Annotated in this window: 11 protein-coding genes, 4 pseudogenes and 1 other annotated feature; of the genes and pseudogenes, 12 read left to right on the forward strand and 3 right to left on the reverse strand. The window is 49.3% G+C overall.

Annotated elements, in window-relative coordinates:
* The first annotated feature begins 116 nt into the window (after window positions 1-116).
* The 11 genes and pseudogenes from clpX (at window position 117) to CW734_RS08435 (ending at window position 16,050) form a co-directional block, all read left to right on the forward strand.
* Window positions 117-1,388, forward strand: coding sequence for an ATP-dependent protease ATP-binding subunit ClpX (clpX, locus tag CW734_RS08385; RefSeq protein ID WP_101190147.1), 1,272 nt, complete (start codon window positions 117-119; stop codon window positions 1,386-1,388).
* A 163-nt stretch (window positions 1,389-1,551) separates the two neighbouring features.
* A complete protein-coding gene (lon, locus tag CW734_RS08390; RefSeq protein ID WP_101190148.1) occupies window positions 1,552-3,879 on the forward strand; it encodes an endopeptidase La in 2,328 nt (775 codons plus the stop codon).
* Window positions 3,876-4,459: pseudogene (gene yihA / locus CW734_RS08395) on the forward strand (ribosome biogenesis GTP-binding protein YihA/YsxC). The gene lon and the pseudogene yihA overlap by 4 nt, the downstream one beginning before the upstream one ends.
* A gap of 883 nt (window positions 4,460-5,342) precedes the next feature.
* Complete coding sequence (hemA, locus tag CW734_RS08400) at window positions 5,343-6,725, forward strand: glutamyl-tRNA reductase (RefSeq protein WP_101190149.1); 1,383 nt, start codon at window positions 5,343-5,345, stop codon at window positions 6,723-6,725.
* Between the two features lie 161 nt (window positions 6,726-6,886).
* Window positions 6,887-7,717, forward strand: coding sequence for a cytochrome c biogenesis protein CcsA (gene ccsA, locus CW734_RS08405; protein ID WP_101190150.1), 831 nt, complete (start codon window positions 6,887-6,889; stop codon window positions 7,715-7,717).
* Window positions 7,718-7,735: 18 nt separating this feature from the next.
* Window positions 7,736-8,664 (forward strand): annotated as a pseudogene (gene hemC, locus CW734_RS08410) (hydroxymethylbilane synthase).
* A complete protein-coding gene (locus tag CW734_RS08415; protein ID WP_101190151.1) occupies window positions 8,657-9,343 on the forward strand; it encodes a uroporphyrinogen-III synthase in 687 nt (228 codons plus the stop codon). Before hemC ends, CW734_RS08415 begins: the two are co-directional and overlap by 8 nt.
* The gene (hemB, locus tag CW734_RS08420; RefSeq protein ID WP_101190152.1) at window positions 9,340-10,320 is read left to right on the forward strand and encodes a porphobilinogen synthase; all 981 of its coding nucleotides are present in this window, start codon (window positions 9,340-9,342) and stop codon (window positions 10,318-10,320) included. The genes CW734_RS08415 and hemB overlap by 4 nt, the downstream gene beginning before the upstream one ends.
* A 1-nt stretch (window position 10,321) precedes the next feature.
* A pseudogene (gene hemL, locus CW734_RS08425) lies at window positions 10,322-11,606 on the forward strand (glutamate-1-semialdehyde 2,1-aminomutase).
* A 442-nt stretch (window positions 11,607-12,048) separates the two neighbouring features.
* The gene (locus CW734_RS08430) at window positions 12,049-13,098 is read left to right on the forward strand and encodes an AbrB family transcriptional regulator (protein ID WP_101190153.1); all 1,050 of its coding nucleotides are present in this window, start codon (window positions 12,049-12,051) and stop codon (window positions 13,096-13,098) included.
* 21 nt (window positions 13,099-13,119) lie between these two features.
* Window positions 13,120-13,337: a binding site (T-box leader), on the forward strand.
* 81 nt (window positions 13,338-13,418) lie between these two features.
* Window positions 13,419-16,050 (forward strand): annotated as a pseudogene (locus tag CW734_RS08435) (valine--tRNA ligase).
* Between the two features lie 496 nt (window positions 16,051-16,546).
* Here the strand turns inward: CW734_RS08435 and CW734_RS18820 are convergent.
* The 3 genes from CW734_RS18820 to CW734_RS08445 are packed head-to-tail and all read right to left on the reverse strand — an operon-like array spanning window position 16,547 to window position 18,007.
* Window positions 16,547-16,894 (reverse strand): ATP-grasp domain-containing protein, encoded by a 348-nt coding sequence (locus CW734_RS18820; RefSeq protein WP_232787208.1) that lies wholly within the window; start codon window positions 16,892-16,894, stop codon window positions 16,547-16,549.
* A 25-nt stretch (window positions 16,895-16,919) separates the two neighbouring features.
* The gene (locus tag CW734_RS18825; protein ID WP_232787209.1) at window positions 16,920-17,150 is read right to left on the reverse strand and encodes a hypothetical protein; all 231 of its coding nucleotides are present in this window, start codon (window positions 17,148-17,150) and stop codon (window positions 16,920-16,922) included.
* The gene (locus tag CW734_RS08445) at window positions 17,147-18,007 is read right to left on the reverse strand and encodes an ATP-grasp domain-containing protein (RefSeq protein ID WP_157824142.1); all 861 of its coding nucleotides are present in this window, start codon (window positions 18,005-18,007) and stop codon (window positions 17,147-17,149) included. The genes CW734_RS18825 and CW734_RS08445 overlap by 4 nt, the downstream gene beginning before the upstream one ends.
* A 72-nt stretch (window positions 18,008-18,079) precedes the next feature.
* Here CW734_RS08445 and CW734_RS08450 point away from each other — a divergent pair, with 72 nt between their 5' ends.
* Window positions 18,080-19,270 carry a bifunctional folylpolyglutamate synthase/dihydrofolate synthase gene (locus tag CW734_RS08450; protein WP_101190155.1) on the forward strand — a complete coding sequence of 397 codons (1,191 nt, stop codon included), beginning with the start codon at window positions 18,080-18,082 and terminating at the stop codon, window positions 19,268-19,270.
* The last annotated feature ends 11 nt before the right edge of the window (window positions 19,271-19,281 follow it).

Raw genomic sequence — 19,281 nt, forward strand, 5'->3', positions numbered from 1 at the left:
ACTGCCGACAAATTCAAGTTCCTACATATAAAGGCAGTTTCTTTGGAATAGTTCTAATTAGTTGATACAATCATATTAATCTTGTAAGATAATGGCTTGAATAGGGGGTGACTACATTGTTCAAATTCAATGATGAAAAAGAACATTTGAAATGTTCGTTTTGCGGAAAACCGCAGGAACAAGTTCGTAAACTGGTCGCAGGGCCAGGTGTATATATTTGCGACGAGTGCATCGAGCTTTGCACGGAAATCGTAGAAGAGGAACTCGGAACAGAAGAAGAAACTGAGTTCAAGGAAGTACCAAAACCTAAAGAAATCATGGATATCCTTGGTGGTTATGTAATTGGCCAGGACAAGGCGAAAAAATCCTTGGCAGTAGCGGTTTACAACCATTACAAACGCGTCAATTCCCAAAGCAAGATCGACGATGTCGAACTTTCGAAATCGAATATCGTCTTGATCGGGCCAACAGGGAGCGGGAAAACCTTGCTAGCGCAAACACTCGCGCGCATCCTGAATGTGCCGTTTGCAATTGCGGATGCAACATCGCTTACTGAAGCTGGTTATGTCGGGGAAGATGTCGAGAACATCTTGCTCAAATTGATCCAAGCTGCAGACTACGATGTGGATCGTGCAGAAAAAGGCATCATTTATATCGATGAAATCGATAAAGTGGCACGCAAATCCGAGAACCCGTCGATTACACGCGACGTTTCCGGTGAAGGCGTACAACAAGCTTTATTGAAAATCCTGGAAGGCACGACGGCGAGCGTTCCCCCACAAGGCGGGCGCAAGCATCCTCATCAGGAATTCATCCAAATCGATACGACGAACGTCCTGTTCATCGTAGGCGGTGCGTTTGACGGAGTCGACCAAATCATCAAACGCCGCCTCGGCAATAAAATCATCGGCTTCGGTGCAGATCCGAACAAAGAAGAAATGGATGAAAAGTCCCTTCTTAGCCAATTAATCCCAGAGGACTTGTTGAAATTCGGCTTGATCCCTGAATTTATCGGCCGTTTGCCAGTGCTCGCAAGCCTTGAGCAATTGGATGAAAATGCACTCGTGCAGATTTTGACAGAGCCGAAAAACGCACTCATCAAGCAATACCAGAAAATGATGGAGCTTGACGGTGTTACATTGACATTCGAACACGACGCGCTGATCGAAATTTCACGCCTCGCCATCGAGCGGAAAACAGGCGCTCGCGGATTGCGCTCAATCATCGAGAACATCATGCTTGATGTCATGTATGATTTGCCATCCCGTGAAGATATCGTCGAATGCATCATTACGAAAGAAACAGTGACCGAGAATTCACAGCCGAAATTGATGCTGGAAGACGGCACTGAGTACGATAACGGCAATAACGAAAAAACATCCGCTTAAGTTTTGGGCTGATGCACAAGAATAGGATGATACGGGCTGACTCTGAATCGTGCACATCCGCGCGTATGGGAGTCAGCCCTTTTTCCACGAAAAAACAACAGTCTTCGAGATAATTGGCGCAGACTGACAGAGAGAAAGAGAAATGACGGAGGTGCACTTAATTATGGCGAAGAAAAAAGTGACAAAACAAGTCCCGCTCTTGCCACTCCGCGGACTGCTCGTCTTCCCGTCGATGGTCCTGCATATTGATGTCGGCCGGGAGCGTTCAGTAGCAGCGCTTGAGCAAGCGATGATGGATGACCAAATCGTCTTTTTGGCGACCCAGAAAGATATGGCAGTAGAACAGCCAGACAAAGACGATTTGCATAAAATCGGTACTTTGGCTTACGTAAAACAAATGCTGAAATTGCCGAATGGTACGATCCGCGTGTTGGTGGAAGGCCTTGAACGCGGCCAGTGGAACCAGTACGAGGACGGCGAGAAATTCACGCAAGTGGAAGTGACGTCATTCCCGGATGAACCGGAGCGCGATGCAGAGCAAGATGCCTTGATGCGCATTTTGCTGGAGCAATTTGAAATCTTCGGCAAAGGCTCGAAAAAAGTGACGACCGAGACCTTCAATACAGTGGCAGATATCGAAGAACCTGGCCGTTTGGCGGACATGATCGCTTCTCATCTATCGCTGAAGTTGCAGGGGAAACAGGAAGTGCTTGAAACTTTCGATATCACGAAACGCCTTGAACTATTGATCAGCCGCCTGCATAACGAGCAGGAAGTGGCAGATATCGAAAAACGCATCAACGACCGCGTGAAAAAAGCGATGGAGCAAACCCAAAAAGAGTTTTATCTCCGCGAACAGATGAAAGCGATCCAAACCGAACTTGGTGACAAGGACGGCAAAGGCGCAGAAGTGGCCGACCTGAAAAAACGTATCGAAGAAGCCGGCATGCCAGAGTCGACCGAGAAGACGGCGTTGAAAGAATTGGACCGTTATGAGAAACTGCCATCCGCTGCGGCGGAAAGCGGCATCATCCGCAATTACATCGAATGGCTTGTAACGATTCCTTGGTCTGAAGCAACAGAAGACCGCTTGGATATCAATTATGCAGAAGAAGTATTGAACCGCGACCATGACGGCCTTGAAACAGTAAAAGAACGCGTACTTGAGTATTTGGCTGTCCAGCAGATGACCAAATCGCTGCGTGGGCCGATTCTTTGCCTTGTCGGGCCTCCGGGCGTCGGGAAAACTTCTCTTGCCCGTTCGATCGCCGATTCACTCGACCGCAATTTCGTCCGCATCTCGCTCGGCGGTGTGCGCGATGAATCCGAGATCCGCGGCCACCGCCGCACGTATGTCGGCGCTATGCCGGGACGCATCATTCAAGGAATGAAAAAAGCAGGCACTGTAAATCCGGTATTCCTGCTTGATGAAATCGATAAAATGTCAAATGACTTCCGCGGCGACCCGTCGTCAGCGATGCTCGAAGTCTTGGACCCGGAACAAAACAATTCCTTCAGCGACCATTACATCGAAGAAAGCTATGACCTATCGAATGTGCTGTTCATCGCGACCGCCAATGATCTCGGATCGATTCCAGGACCATTGCGCGACCGTATGGAAGTTATTTCGATTGCAGGTTATACAGAGCTTGAGAAGAAATTGATCGCCAAAAACCATTTGGCACCAAAACAATTGAAAGAACACGGCTTGACGCCGGAGCAATTGGATTTCCAAGAAGAAGCGTTCGTTTCTATGATCCGCTATTACACGCGGGAAGCCGGCGTGCGCGGGCTGGAACGCCAAATCGCTTCTGTCTGCCGAAAAGTGACGAAGCAAATCGTTTCGAAAGAAAAAGAACAGGTGACGGTCGGCGCGGAAGAAGTCGAGAGCTATCTCGGCAAGAAGAAATTCCGCTACGGCGTGGCTGCAACACAAAACCAGATGTGGGTTGCGACCGGACTTGCATACACCGATGTCGGCGGCGACACCTTGCAGATCGAAGTGTCGTTATCTGCAGGCAAAGGCAAGCTGCAATTGACCGGTAAATTAGGCGATGTCATGAAAGAGTCGGCACAGACGGCGCTATCGTTTGTCCGTGCACAGGCAGAATCGCTTGGCATCGACCCGAATTTCCAGGAAGCACACGATATCCATATCCACGTGCCGGAAGGAGCCGTTCCAAAAGACGGCCCATCCGCCGGTGTGACAATTGCGACAGCGCTCGTTTCAGCACTCACGAAGCGGCCAGTGCGCCGCGACGTCGGCATGACAGGGGAAATCACGCTTCGCGGACGCGTCTTGCCGATTGGCGGACTGAAGGAAAAAACTTTGAGCGCCCACCGTGCAGGATTGAAGACGATCATCGTCCCTGCGGAAAATGAACGCGACCTCGACGATATTCCGGAAACCATCCGTGAAGAATTGGAATTCCACCTCGTCAGCCAAGCAGAACAAGCGCTCGAAATTGCGCTGGAAGGAGCAAAAGAATGAAGGTCCATAAAGTAGAACTGGTGATTAGTGCGGTTCGTCCAGCGCAATACCCCGAAACCGAGCTTCCCGAGTTTGCACTCGCCGGACGCTCGAACGTCGGAAAATCGTCTTTTATCAATAAGCTGATAGGCCGTAAAAGCATGGCGCGTATTTCGTCCAAACCCGGCAAAACGCAAACTTTGAACTTTTACAAGATCGAAGAAGACTTGTTTTTGTCGACGTTCCAGGCTACGGGTACGCAAAGGTATCCAAAACCGAACGCGAAGCATGGGGCAAGATGATCGAGACATACATTACTAGCCGCGAACAATTGCGTGCAGTGGTCCAAATCGTCGACCTGCGCCATCCGCCGAGCAAAGATGACCAGATGATGTATGATTTCATGAAACATTACAATATTCCGTGCATCATCATTGCGACAAAAGCCGACAAGATCCCGAAAGGCAAATGGGACAAGCACAAGAAAATCGTCCGTGAAGGACTTGATATGGAGAAAGGCGATCCATTAATCGTCTTTTCTTCCGAAACTGGGCTCGGCCAAGAAGCCGCCTGGCAGGAAATCGAAAACGCATGTAAATAAGTAGGCAGTTCACCTTACTGGCTTGAAATAAAACAGGGCCCGGAAAATCAATGATTTTCCGGGCCCTGTTTTTTGTTTTGCAAATAGTAACCAGCTGAAATATATGGACGAGATAATTAGATAAGTGGAGTGAGATAGATTGGTTTTGTAGGGTTCGTTTGAGATAGCCGCCTCCCGCTTAGGGCATGCCTCTTGCAATAGGCCGAGAAGAGCACTCGGCTTATTGCATCGGCTCGGCTTTTAGATTTCATTGGATGTTATTTGTGAGGAAGTGTCACTGTTAGTTGTCTTCATCAGCTTGTGGGAACGCTTATTTAGACTTGATAGTTATGAACCTGTGTGGCTATTCAATTTGGATTTACGAAGCTGAACAAAATTCATCACACTTACTTCAATGTGTGATGAATTTCATTTCCTCGCTAAAACTAGAGATGGAGCGGAAGGAGGCGACGCCGGAGGGACTGCGCGGGCTGGCGAGACAAATGTGCCGCGCACTTTGGCACATTGGCTCAACACCCGCCCCTCGGCAAGCGTCCTCCCTGAAGCGCAATCTCCACCACATACATCTCCTACTTAATTTTGATAATATACATATCTTTTTCCTAATTCAACACCATGAAAATCATCATTCATTGTGCATAAGTTCACAGTTAATTCCGACTACGAGCGTTATACTTGTGACACCATAATCGCTTTGCTAGAATTGTAATTAGCTTAAGTTTAGAATGATTATAAAGTGGAGTTTCCACAGCGGAAACCCTTGTACGATAAAGCAAAGTTCAAGTAGGTTCATGCCTTGTTCACAAAATCGCAGGCATAATCTGATGGAAAAGTGGTATACTTAGGGAAATGAAATATTGAACGCGAAAGGTGTTTTAAGCCCATGCATACACTCGTAGTCGGGGTCAACTACCGTTCAGCGCCTGTATCGATCCGTGAGAAGCTATCGTTCATCGAAAGCGAGCTTCCACAAGCGATGCAAGCCCTGCAACAACAAAAAAGCATATTGGAGAACGTCATCGTATCGACATGCAACCGTACGGAGATCTATGCCGTCGTGGACCAACTGCATACCGGGCGTTTTTACGTGAAGCAATTTTTGGCTTCCTATTTCGACATTCCGATGGAGCAGTTCTCCCAGTATTTATTCCTTCATGAACAGGACGAAGCAATTGATCATTTGTTCCGTGTCACTGCCGGAATCGATTCGATGGTCCTTGGCGAGACGCAGATCCTCGGGCAAGTGAAATCGAGTTTCCTCGCAGGCCAGGAAATCGGCACAACGGGAACCGTCTTCAATCAATTGTTCAAGCAAGCGGTGACGCTGGCGAAACGTGCGCATAGCGAAACAGCGATTGGCGAGAATGCCGTATCGGTTTCCTACGCAGCGGTCGAGCTTGGCAAGAAAATCTTCGGTTCATTGAAGAACAAGCATGTCGTCATTCTCGGGGCAGGGAAGATGGGCGAACTCGCCATCAAGAACCTGCAAGGAAGCGGAGCGGACCGCATCACGGTCATCAACCGCACATTCGAGAAAGCGGAAGTGCTCGCCGGTAAATTCGGCGGCACGGCGAAACCTTTGAATCAATTGCAATGCGCCTTACTGGAAGCGGACATCCTGATTTCTTCTACTGGCTCGACTGATTTTGTCATCGACCTCGAATTGATGCAGTTTGTCGAGAAGCTGAGAAAAGGCAAGCCATTGTTCATGGTCGATATCGCGGTACCGCGCGATATGGATCCGCGCATCGGCGATCTTCAGAACGTCTTCCTATATGATATTGATGATATGCAGGGCATTGTCGAAGCGAATCTCGCTGAACGTGAACGTGCGGCGAAACAAATCACCGGCATGATCGAGCAAGAAGCAGAGCAGTTCAACGACTGGCTTGGTACGCTCGGCGTCGTTCCGGTCATTTCCGCACTGCGTGAAAAAGCGCTTGGCATCCAGGCGGAAACGATGGAAAGTATCGAGAACAAAATGCCGGATTTGACGGATCGCGAGAAGAAGATCCTCAACAAGCACACGAAATCGATCATCAACCAATTATTGAAAGAGCCGATTTTGCAGGCCAAGGAAATGGGTACGGCCAAGAAATCACGCGAACAGCTTGAATTGTTCATGCAGATTTTCGGCATTGAAGATGAAGTCGAAGAACAGCGTGAAAAACAAGCGCTTGCGACGCGCCAAAAAGCGGAGCGTGCACGCCTTGAAAAGCAACAGGAAGCACTGCAAGGACAAGAAAATCCAGGCTATACTGTATAAAAGCATTTCCAATTGGCGTGGATTTTCATCTCCATCGCCGTAAATGACCCAACTGGGCCGCGAAAGCGGGATAGAGCTATCTTATAATGAGGCGTTTTCGAATCTATATGTTAAAATGTAGAGGCGAAACGCCTTTAATTATGGAAACGAAGGGGAATAGGATGGCTGATATAACAATGGCAAGGCTGCATGAAGCTATGGTTATACTATATGCTATCAGCCTTGTCTTTTATTTTGTCGATTATTTATATACTACGAAAAAAGCCATCCGGATCGCCATGTCACTTCTTGGGGCCGTGTGGTTATTGCAGACCGTGTTCCTGGTGCTCTATATCATCGAGACGCAGCGCTTCCCGGTACTGACTTTGTTTGAAGGCATTTATTTCTATGCGTGGCTATTGGTTACGCTATCGCTCGTCTTGCGGATTTTCTATCGCTTCGACTTTGCGGTATTTTTGATCAATATCATCGGATTCATCTTTATGGTTATCCATACTTTTGCGCCGGTCCAGATCGAACGGTCGCCGGTCGGGGAAGCTTTGGTGTCGGAGTTGTTGTTCATCCACATCACGTTCGCCATCCTGTCTTATGCCGCATTTTCTCTGTCGTTCGTCTTTTCCGCGCTTCACTTGCTGTTGTACAGGCTGTTGAAGCAGAAAAAATGGACGAAGCAATGGAGCAGCTTGCCGTCACTCGGGCAGACCGAACAGGGCATGACCATTTCCATCCTGGTCGGGATCCCGATGTTGTTCGTCTCTCTCGTTCTCGGCTTCCAATGGGCAGTGGTATCATTGGAGGAATTTTCCATTTTAGATGTAAAAATTGTGGGTTCGTTCATCCTGTTGATTGTCTATAGCTTCATTCTATGGCGTCACCGGCGGGGCAACTTGAATGGCATGAATTATGCCTGGGCCCATTTGTATGCATTTTTGTTATTGCTGCTTAATTTCTTTTTCGGCAGCCGTTTATCGGAATTTCATTTTTGGTATTAATAGAAAGGTAGGATTCAGTTGAGAAAAATCATTGTAGGGTCAAGAAGAAGCAAGCTTGCGTTGACGCAAACCAACCAATTCATCGAGAAAATGAAAGCGGCAGGTGCGCCGTTTGAATTCGAGATCAAGGAAATCGTCACAAAAGGCGACCGCATCCTGGATGTCCAATTGTCGAAAGTAGGAGGCAAAGGGCTATTCGTGAAAGAAATCGAGCAGGCGCTTTATGCCAAGGAAATCGATTTTGCCGTCCACAGCATGAAAGACATGCCAGCTGTTCTTCCCGAAGGTTTTGTCATCGGCTGTATCCCGGACCGTGAAGACCCGCGCGATGCATTCATCGCGAATGATCATGTGAAATTGATGGATTTGCCAGTTGGCGCTGTCGTCGGCACAAGCAGCTTGCGCCGAAGCTCGCAGCTTCTTTTACTGCGCCCGGACCTTGATGTCCAGTGGATCCGCGGAAATATCGATACACGCCTCGCGAAGCTCCATGCAGGAGATTTCGATGCCATCATCCTGGCAGCAGCCGGATTGAAACGCATGGGCTGGGGCGATGACATCGTCACTGAATTCATGACGACAGAAGACTGCCTGCCGGCAATCGGCCAAGGCGCACTAGCCATCGAATGCCGCGAAGACGACGAAGAGCTTCTGGCGGAACTTGCGAAAGTGAACGATAAAGAAACAGAGCTTGCCGTCACGGCGGAACGTAAATTCCTGAAAGACATGAACGGCAGCTGCCAAGTGCCGATTGCGGGATACGCGACGGTTTCAGGTGATGAAATTTCGTTCACAGGATTAATCTCAGCCCAGAAGGCGACCAAGTGTATAAAGAATCAGCGGCTGGAAAAGACCCGATTGAAGCGGGCCGCATCGTAGCTGAAAAAACGAGTGCACACGGCGGATATGATTTGATCCAGCGTGTCATCGCAGAAAGCAATGTGTAAGAAAAAACCGGTCATCATTTTTACCGGCAGCCGGCTACCGAAAGAAGCGGCAGAGCTGGCACAGCAAAACGGGGCGCAAGTGGAATATTTTCCGCTGATCGAAACGGTGTTGCGAAACACATATGCGCCTGATTTCGAACGTTACGGCTGGCTTATTTTCACGAGCCGCAATAGCGCACAAGCATTTTGCAAGCTGCGTCCCGAAATTCATGCAAAAATAGCGGCTGTCGGCGATAAGACCGCTGAAATGCTTGAAGAACACGGCTATACGGTCGACTTCATCCCATCAACGTTCAGTGCCGATGTCTTTGTCCAGGAATTTCCGGACATCGCCGGCAAGGAACGCTGTTTGCTTGTCCGGGGGGCTCTCGCCAAAGACACCATTTTGTCGATGCCTCTTGCGATCGATGAATGGACCGTCTACGATACCGTCAAAAAGCACAGCAACGCACAAGCGCTCGCCGGGATGTCCGATGTCACGATTATTTTCGCCAGCCCTTCGGCAGTTTCCGCTTATACGGAAGCGGGCGGGAATTTCAAGAACATCAAGACTGCCGCGATTGGGCATATTACTGAACGAGCCATTACGGAAGCAGGGGGAGAGGTCGATTTCCGCCCTGAAACCTATACCTATTTTGAAATCATCCAGACAATAGCGAAAGGAAGTTGCAACTTATGAAAGACTTGAAATTCGATCGCCACCGCCGTTTGCGCGGTTCAGCGAATCTTCGTGCAATGGTCCGTGAAACTTCTATTCAAAAAGAGGATTTCATTTACCCAATATTTGTCGTGGAAGGCGAAAACTATAAAAAAGAAATTTCTTCGATGCCAGGAGTCTACCATTATTCAATTGACCGCCTTGGCGAAGAATTGGACGAAGTGGTCGAGCTCGGCATCCCGTCCGTCATTCTTTTCGGTGTTCCAAAAGATAAAGACCCAGTCGGTTCGCAAGCTTATCATGACCACGCGATCACGCAAGAAGCGATCCGTTTTGCCAAACAGCGCCATCCGGAACTCGTTGTCATTGCCGATACATGCCTGTGCCAATATACAGACCATGGCCATTGCGGCGTCATCGAAGACGGCGTCATCTTGAACGATGAATCGCTCGACCTGTTGGCGCGTACAGCAGTATCCCAAGCGAAAGCCGGGGCAGACATCATTGCGCCATCGAACATGATGGACGGGTTTGTCGCAGCGATCCGCTACGGTCTTGATGAAGCAGGATTCAGCCATATTCCAATCATGTCATACGGCGTGAAATATGCTTCCGCTTATTACGGCCCATTCCGCGAAGCGGCACACTCAACGCCTCAATTCGGCGACCGCAAAACCTACCAAATGGACCCGGCAAACCGCATGGAAGCACTGCGCGAAGCATCATCCGATGTTAATGAAGGCGCAGATTTCATGATCGTCAAACCGGCCTTGTCTTATCTTGATATTATCCGCGAAGTTCGCGATAACTTTGACATCCCGATCGTCGCTTACAATGTTTCGGGCGAATACGCGATGGTTAAAGCAGCCGCGCAAAACGGCTGGGTCGATGAAGAAAAAATCGTCCTTGAAACTTTACTCAGCATGAAACGTGCTGGGGCAGATATTCTGATGTCGTACCACGCAAAAGACGCGGTACGCTGGCTGGAGGGAAAATAATATGGGATACGAACACTCTAAACAAGCATTCGAAGAAGCAAAACCACTGATGCCAGGCGGCGTCAACAGCCCGGTGCGCGCCTTTAAATCGGTCAATATGGAACCGATTTTTATGCAATCCGGCAGCGGAGCAACCATTACGGACATCGACGGTAACACGTATATCGATTACGTCTTGTCTTGGGGCCCGCTGATTCTGGGCCATGCCCATCCTGAAGTGGTGAAAGCCATCCAGGAACAGGCAACACTTGGCACTTCATTTGGCGCACCGACGATCCTTGAAAACGATATGGCAAAACTCGTCCAAGAGCGCGTGCCATCAATTGAAATGGTCCGTATGGTATCGTCCGGTACAGAAGCGACGATGAGCGCACTTCGCGTAGCGCGGCTATACAGGACGCAACAAGATCCTGAAATTTGAAGGCTGTTACCACGGCCACGGCGATAGCCTGTTGATCAAAGCGGGATCTGGCGTTGCGACACTCGGCTTGCCGGACTCACCAGGCGTTCCGGAATCAGTGGCGAGAAACACGATCACGGTTCCTTATAATGATTTGGAAAGTGTGCGCCTTGCGTTTCAGGAATTCGGCGATGACTTGGCGGCAGTGATCGTCGAGCCGGTTGCCGGCAATATGGGCGTCGTGCCGCCAGCTGAAGGATTCCTTCAAGAGCTGCGCAACTTAACGCATGAAAACGGAACGGTCTTGATCTTCGATGAAGTCATGACTGGCTTCCGCGTCGGCTATAATTGTGCACAGGGCCATTACAGCGTCACGCCGGACATGACATGCCTCGGCAAAGTCATCGGTGGCGGTTTGCCTGTCGGCGCATTCGGCGGCAAGCGTGAAATCATGGAACAAGTCGCACCAAGCGGCTCGATCTACCAGGCGGGCACATTGTCCGGAAACCCGCTCGCGATGCGTGCAGGCTTTGAGACTTTGTCGCGGTTGAACGAAGCAAGCTACGAAACATTCGTTGAACGCGCAGACCAGCTGGAAAAAGGTTTCCGCGAAGCGGCTGAAAAATACAATATTCCGCACACGGTCAACCGTGCAGGCTCGATGATCGGTTTCTTCTTCACAGATCAGGAAGTGACGAACTTCGAGACAGCTTCCAGTTCCGACCTCGAATTGTTTGCGGATTATTACCGCTTGATGGCGGAAGAAGGCATTTTCCTGCCGCCATCCCAGTTTGAAGGCATGTTCTTATCGACTGCCCATACACCTGAACATATCGAACGCACCGTCCAAGCATTCCATAATGTGTTTGCAAAACTGGCGAGATAACTGAAATGAACCGTCCTTGAAGGCCAGTTTGACTGGCTTTTGGGGGCGGTTTTTGTAGTTGAGTTAAATTTTAATCATGGCTTGTGCATTAATAATAGAGAGTGTGGGGTTTGGAGATTACGCTTCAGGGGCACGCTTTCCGGAGGGCTCGCATTGAGCCGCTTCGTCACTACGTTCCTGCAGGGTCTCAATTGTCTCGCTATTCCTCCAGGAGTCGGCCCCTTCCGCTCCATCTCTGTATGTAAAATAAACCATATCGTTGTTTTATTCAGAGTTTAATTTTATTACGTACATACCATGATAAAAAAGCTGATTCGGAGTTGCTTCAATCGATATTCTCAAATCTAATACGCTTCCATATTTTTGAGAAGTTCATTTTCTATCTAATAGTCTGGTAATATAAAACTAATGGTAATTTTAATTAGTGAAAGTTGGTAACGCATTGAAACGTTTTCTTATAACTTTGGCCATCGCGCTGGGCGCTGGCTTTTTGTTCAGTTTGACCGGCTTGTTCCTGCCGTGGCTGTTGGGCCCGATGGCGGCTTTTCTTATCTTGCGTCAAGTGACCGATATGAAGTTCCACTGGCCGAAAGTGTTCCGTACGCTCGGGCTATTGCTGCTCGGTGTTCAAATCGGTGCAGCCTTTACGCAGGAGTCGGTATTGTTGATGGCGGCGGATTTGCCGTATATGTTCATCATGACGATCGCGGTCGTCGCATTTTCCTTAGGGCTCGGCTTGTTGTTTCAGCGCATGACGCGCGTGACGATGTCGACGGCCTTGCTTGGCTCGATGCCGGGCGGCTTGTCGCAGATGGTGCTCATTTCTGAAGAAGTGAAATCCGCTAATGTAACGATCGTGTCGGTCATGCAGACCTTCCGCATCCTGCTCATTGTCTTCACCGTGCCGCTCGCAGCAGGACTCTTGTCGGGACGTGCGCCTGGTGATATCGTGGAGGCAGGCTTCCGTTTCTCACCATATGCATTCGGTATCGCGCTCGTCTTCGGCTATGTATTGTACTGGATCATGAAGCGCATTTCTTTTCCAGCGCGTGAATTGATGGCGCCGGTTCTTGCGATGGCGGTCGTCCAGACTTTGACAGGTAGTGATTTGGTCGATCTGCCGAGTCTTGTCGTCGTCATCGCGCAAGTGTTGATCGGGACGCATCTCGGCTTGTCGATGGAAAAGCTCGGCGATTCCTTGGACGGGCGGATTGCAGGGGCGGTGCTCCTCAATACCATACTGCTCATCGCGTTTTCAGCGGGTCTTGCTTACGGGCTGGAACTGTTATTGCCGGATTATCTATTTCTCGACTTTTTCTTGAGTGCAGCTCCCGGCGGCATGGCGGAGATGACCATTACCGCACTCGAAGCGGGGGCGGATGTGCCGCTGGTCACGAGCTTCCATTTGTTCCGGCTGTTCTTCATCTTGCTTGTTGCGGCGCCGCTCGTGTCTTACTACGTGAAAAAGCTTGACGCTAAATCAGGCTATTGAGTACAATAAGCTTAACAGGATATTGATGCGTTGATGAGGATAGTAAAGTGTCCGGTACATTTCAGAGAGGAAGCCGAGTGGTGAGAAGCTTCCATGTTCCGCATTTGAATGTCACCTCGGAGCAGTTGCCGTGAAATGAGTAGCGGGAACCGGATGCGAATCCGTTATCGAACTTGAGAGCCAGGCGAATTCTGCCTGTGTATAAAGGTGGTACCGCGAAAAACTCCTTCGTCCTTTACGAGACGACAGGAGTTTTTTTGTATTCATTTTCAAGTTCGACAGTAAACAGAGCCGAATGTTGGCCAAGAGGAGGAATTTGGATGAGCAAGCAATTATCAACGAAATACGAACCGCAAGCAATCGAACAAGGGCGTTACGACTGGTGGGTGGAGAATAAATTCTTCGAAGCGAAACCGGAAAGCGGCAAAACGCCATATACGATCGTCATCCCGCCGCCGAACGTAACGGGTAAGCTTCACTTGGGGCATGCTTGGGATACGACCTTGCAGGACATCATGACACGCATGAAGCGCATGCAAGGCTACGACGCCTTGTGGCTCCCTGGGATGGACCATGCCGGCATCGCGACACAGGCGAAAGTCGAAGGCAAGCTGAAAGAAGAAGGCCGTTCACGCCACGAAATGGGCCGCGAAGCGTTCCTTGAAGAGTCGTGGAAATGGAAAGAAGAATACGCAGGCCATATCCGCCAGCAATGGTCGAAGCTCGGGCTTGGGCTCGACTATTCACGCGAGCGTTTCACCTTGGATGAAGGCTTGTCAAAAGCGGTGCGTGAAGTATTCGTCAAATTATACGAGAAGAAATTGATCTACCGCGGCAAGTACATCATCAACTGGGACCCGGCGACTAAAACGGCGATCTCGGATATCGAAGTTATCTACAAAGACGTACAAGGCGCGTTCTATCATATGCGCTATCCGCTTGCTGATGGTTCTGGCCATATCGAAATCGCGACGACTCGCCCGGAGACGATGCTCGGCGATACAGCAGTAGCGGTTCACCCGAGAGATGAACGCTATCAGCATTTGATCGGCAAAAAAGTCATCTTGCCAATCATCGGCCGTGAAATTGAAATCGTTGCCGACGATTACGTGGATCGTGAATTCGGAAGCGGCGCGGTTAAGATCACGCCTGCGCATGACCCGAACGACTTTGAGATCGGCAATCGCCACAATTTGGAGCGCGTCCTCATCATGCACGAAGACGGCTCAATGAACGAAAATGCCGGCAAATACGAAGGCATGGACCGCTTCGAATGCCGCAAAGCAATCATTAAAGACTTACAGGACATGGACGTTCTGTTCAAAATCGAAGAACATCTTCACTCGGTCGGGCATTCCGAGCGCAGCGGTGCTGTTGTAGAACCATATTTGTCGACGCAATGGTTCGTAGACATGCAGCCACTCGCCAAAAAAGCGGTCGACAGCCAGAAGAGCGACGACGGTGTCAATTTCGTGCCGGACCGTTTCGAAAAAACCTATTTGCACTGGATGGAAAACATCCGCGATTGGTGCATCTCGCGTCAATTGTGGTGGGGCCATCAGATCCCGGCTTGGTATCATAACGAAACCGGCGAAATCTATGTTGGTCACGAAGCACCGGCGGACGCAGAAAACTGGACGCAAGATGAAGATGTACTGGATACGTGGTTCTCATCCGCCCTATGGCCGTTCTCGACACTCGGCTGGCCGGAAGAAAACGATGAGTTGAGCCGTTACTACCCAACCGATGCACTCGTGACGGGTTATGACATCATCAATTTCTGGGTATCACGCATGATTTTCCAAGCGCTTGAATTCACTGGCGAAAAACCGTTCAAAGACGTGCTCATCCACGGCCTCGTTCGGGATGCAGAAGGCCGTAAAATGTCGAAATCACTCGGCAATGGCGTAGACCCTATGGACGTTATCGCAGAATACGGCGCAGATTCCTTGCGCTACTTCCTGGCGACTGCATCATCTCCAGGACAGGACTTGCGCTATTCGAATGACAAAGTGGAGTCGGTTTGGAACTTTGCCAATAAAATCTGGAACGCATCGCGCTTTGCAATGATGAACATGGAAGGTATGGAGCACAAAGACATCGATTTGTCAGGCGAGAAATCCGTGGCTGATACATGGATCTTGACGCGCCTCAACGAAACGATCGAGCAAGTGACAGGCCTTGCGGAACGCTATGAGTTCGGGGAAGTCGGGCGCCTGCTTTATAACTTCATCTGGGATGATTTCTGTGACTGGTACATCGAAATGGCGAAATTGCCATTGTACGGAGAAGACGAACAAGAGAAAGCGATGACGCGTTCCGTTCTCGCTTATGTGCTCGATAACACGATGCGCTTGCTTCACCCGTTCATGCCGTTTATCACGGAAGAAATCTGGCAGAACTTGCCGACAGAAGGCGAATCAATCACGATTGCGGCTTGGCCGACAGTGAACGCTGAACTTAGCGACAACAAGAAAGCTGACAGCATGAAGCTCTTGATGGACGTTATCCGTTCGGTCCGCACAATCCGTGCCGAAGTCCAGACGCCGATGAGCAAGAAAGTGCCGATGACGATCAGCGCGAAAGACGCGACAACTTTGTCGGTGCTCGAAGAAAACGCCGCGTACATCGAACGTTTCTGCAATCCGGAGACTTTGACGATTGGCCACAACATCGAAGCACCAGAGAAATCGATGTCAGCAGTCGTGTCCGAGCGGAATTGTTCATGCCGCTTGAAGGCTTGATCGATATCGAAGAAGAATTGAAACGCCTGCAAAAAGAACTCGACAAATGGGCGAAAGAAGTCAAGCTCGTTCAAGGCAAATTGTCGAACGAACGCTTCGTGTCGAAAGCACCGGAAGCGGTAGTGGCAGAAGAACGCAAGAAAGAAGCGGATTACCTCGAGAAGCACGCAACCGTTGAAAACGCATGGAAGAATTAAAGAACTTGTAATAGGAAAAGCGATTCCCTTTAAATGGGAATCGCTTTTTAGGTGTTGAGAAACTTCTGCAGTCTTTCAGGTTCCGTTACAGCCGGACGCTTTCCGCGGGCACGGCCTCAGCCGCTTCGTCGCTGACGCTCCTGCAGGGTCTTCGGCTCGCGCTGTTCCCGCCGGAGTCGCCGGCTTTCACTTCACTAGCATTGATGAATTTCTTTGACATACCTTTTATTAATAGTAAATGGAATATATAATTTATGAATGAAAAGCTTTGACTTAATCAACGCTCTGGAAAAAATGATTCCCCTAAATGGAAATCACTTTTTAGTTCCGGTCGCTGTCACGGAATGGATAGTTTTGTTCCAAGTTCGTGAAATGCTGTGACAAGAGCTCGGCAATATTGTCATCGTGTGTTTGGTAAAGGAGCGGGCGCCGACGGGGTCTTCAAGTTCGTTGAACACATGGCGGCCGTCTTCCAATAGCAAAAATCGATGCCGAGATAATCACTGTTCAAGGCTTTGGCGATTTTTCGACGTCGTTTCGCTGTGGGGCCGTCAGCTCGAAGCGATCAACGGAAGCGCCGAGCGAATAATTCGCTTTAAATGAACCGGTAGCACTGCGTTTGACAGCGCCGACGATTTTCTTGCCGATCACATATGCTCGGACATCGGCTATATGCGGAACGACAGGCTGATAGAGGAGCGGCGATTCAACCGCAGGCACATCTTGCTGTGATTCGACGAGCCAGACTTCCGCGCCGCCGTGGCCATCCACACTTTTGGCGATGTACGGGTACGGCGGAGCCGATCGATACGTCGGGATTGCGGGAGGCCAAGAACTTGGAAAAATTGATAACACTGCCATTTATCGTTGGCGATGCGGTTCACTTCCGCACGGTTAATGAGCCGGACGCCGCGATCTTCCAAAAACGGGCAGCATGAGGCTGGCGTACACGATAAAACACCGATTGCCCATGGACGCGCTGGATTAATTGTTCAAGCCCATCTTTGCTCCAGTCATCCCAGGTGAGTAACTCAATTGAACAAAAGCGCTTCAGCTCATCGATAAATCCTTGATTGTGCTGTGCGGCAGCGGATTCATACAAAACGATCATGCCAAATCCTCCTGGATATAGCGCATCATCGCATCTGCGACATTGACGCCTGTGACATTGAGGATATTGCGGATATGCGCAGCGGCATTAACTTCACAGACGAGCGTCTGGCCGTCGGGTCCGTAGAGCAGATCGACGCCGGCAAATACGGCACCGACTGCTTGCGCCGCATCCAGTGCGAGTTGTTCTTGCTGGGGAGTTAGTTCGACAGGGAATGCCCGGCCGCCATTTGTGATATTTGCACGGAAATCGGTATCGGATTGCCGTTTCATGGCAGCGACGATTTTTCGCCGACGATATTGACGCGGATGTCGCGCCCCGGCTTTCTGCGATGAATTCCTGGAACACGTAATCGATGCCCGATAAGCTTTCGACTTTTCGTAAAACTGTCCTTCGGTTTCGATCAGATACACTTTCATGCCGAACGACCCGTGCCCTTCCTTGATGATCATCGGCAAGCCGAGTTGATCCAAGACGCCTTCGTAATAACCCGAACCCTGAATCGGGAAGTTCGGGTACACTTTCGGTGCGACGATCGTCTTCGGCATCGGGATCTTTCGTTCCGACAGGCGAATGTATTGCGTTGCCTTATTGTCACATAAATCGATGATCGCAGGATCGTTATAGACAGGGACGCCGCGGCTTTTCAGGAAATAGCCAAGCAAGATATCTTTGTCGAGCAATACGGCAAAATCCGGAAATATCTGCTGTTCAGACAGCGACATTTGGATTTCATAATTTTTCATAATTGACACTTGGATGCCTTGGCGCTCGGCGGCTTCTGCCATCAATTGCGCTTGGTCTTGAAATTTATCGGAAACGAGGCTTCCGTTATAGATAACCCAACAACTCAGCATTTCCATTCCACCTTCATGATATACTCATACTAAAAAAGTGTATCATGTTTACTTACAGAAAGAGGTTTTTTTATGATTACAGGACTCGATTACTATAAAGATAAATGGGGTGTCCGGTCGGACGCTTCGATTCAACCTGGACTAGAAGCAATGGAATCCGCGTTAGCTGAATTGGGGAACCCCCACCACGGGCTGCCATTTATCCACATTGCTGGAACCAATGGCAAAGGCTCAACGGCAGCTTTCGTTTCATCCATTCTCATGGCGCACGGAAAACGTGTCGGGAATTTCTTTTCGCCTGCGATCGAAGATATCCATGACCAAATCCAAATAGATCGGCAGCCGGTCGGAGCAGCGGAATTCGACAAGGCAATGGAGCAGCTGGCGAAAGTAAAAACGCCATTGACGGATTTTGAATTGTTGACGGCGGCTGCCTTTCTTATATTGAAGGAAAAATCTCCAGATTACATGATCATCGAAGCAGGCATGGGAGGCAGATTCGACAGCACCAATGTCATCGAGCCGCTCATTGCGATCATCACCAGCATTTCCAAAGAACATACAAAGTTTCTCGGCGACAGTATTGAAGAAATTGCCTGGCATAAAGCGGGGATCATCAAACAGGACAAGCCTGTCGTCATCGGCCCAGTGCCGCAATCAGCTCACAAGATCATCGATGAAATATCACAAGAAAACAATTCCTCCCTCGTAGCTGTGGATCACAGTTACGAAGGCCCGCTGAAATTAAAGGGAGAGCACCAGAAAGCCAATGCTGCATTGGCCTGGACGGCGGTTCAACAATTGCTGGGACAAGCGTTCGAAGAAGAACAAGCCGCTTTCGGCCTCACGCAAGCAAGCATTCCGTTCCGCTTTGAAGAAGTTTTCCATGATGTCATTTTCGACGGTGCCCATAATGAAGCGAGCATTAATGCTTTAGTGGAGACCATAACGGAAAATTATCCGAACAGAGAAATCCATATCGTTATGGGGTTAATTAAAGAAAAGGACTATTTATCCATTTTAAAGAGTTTGGAAAAAATAAGCAGTCACTTTACTTTTATTGATTTCGCTGATGAGCGTGCTATGCCGGCACAGATTTTATTTTCAGAAAATATAAGTAAAATAAAGACAATTCAAAATGATTATGATATATTACCTGTATGCAACAATGGAGAAGTGACAATAGTCACAGGATCTCTTTATCTATTGAGCCTATTGAAAAAACAACATTATCAAATGTTCCGGCATTACAAAAACCGCTGATCAGCAAAAAC

It is taken from the genome of Planococcus sp. MB-3u-03 (assembly GCF_002833405.1).
In the GTDB taxonomy this organism is placed as follows: domain Bacteria; phylum Bacillota; class Bacilli; order Bacillales_A; family Planococcaceae; genus Planococcus.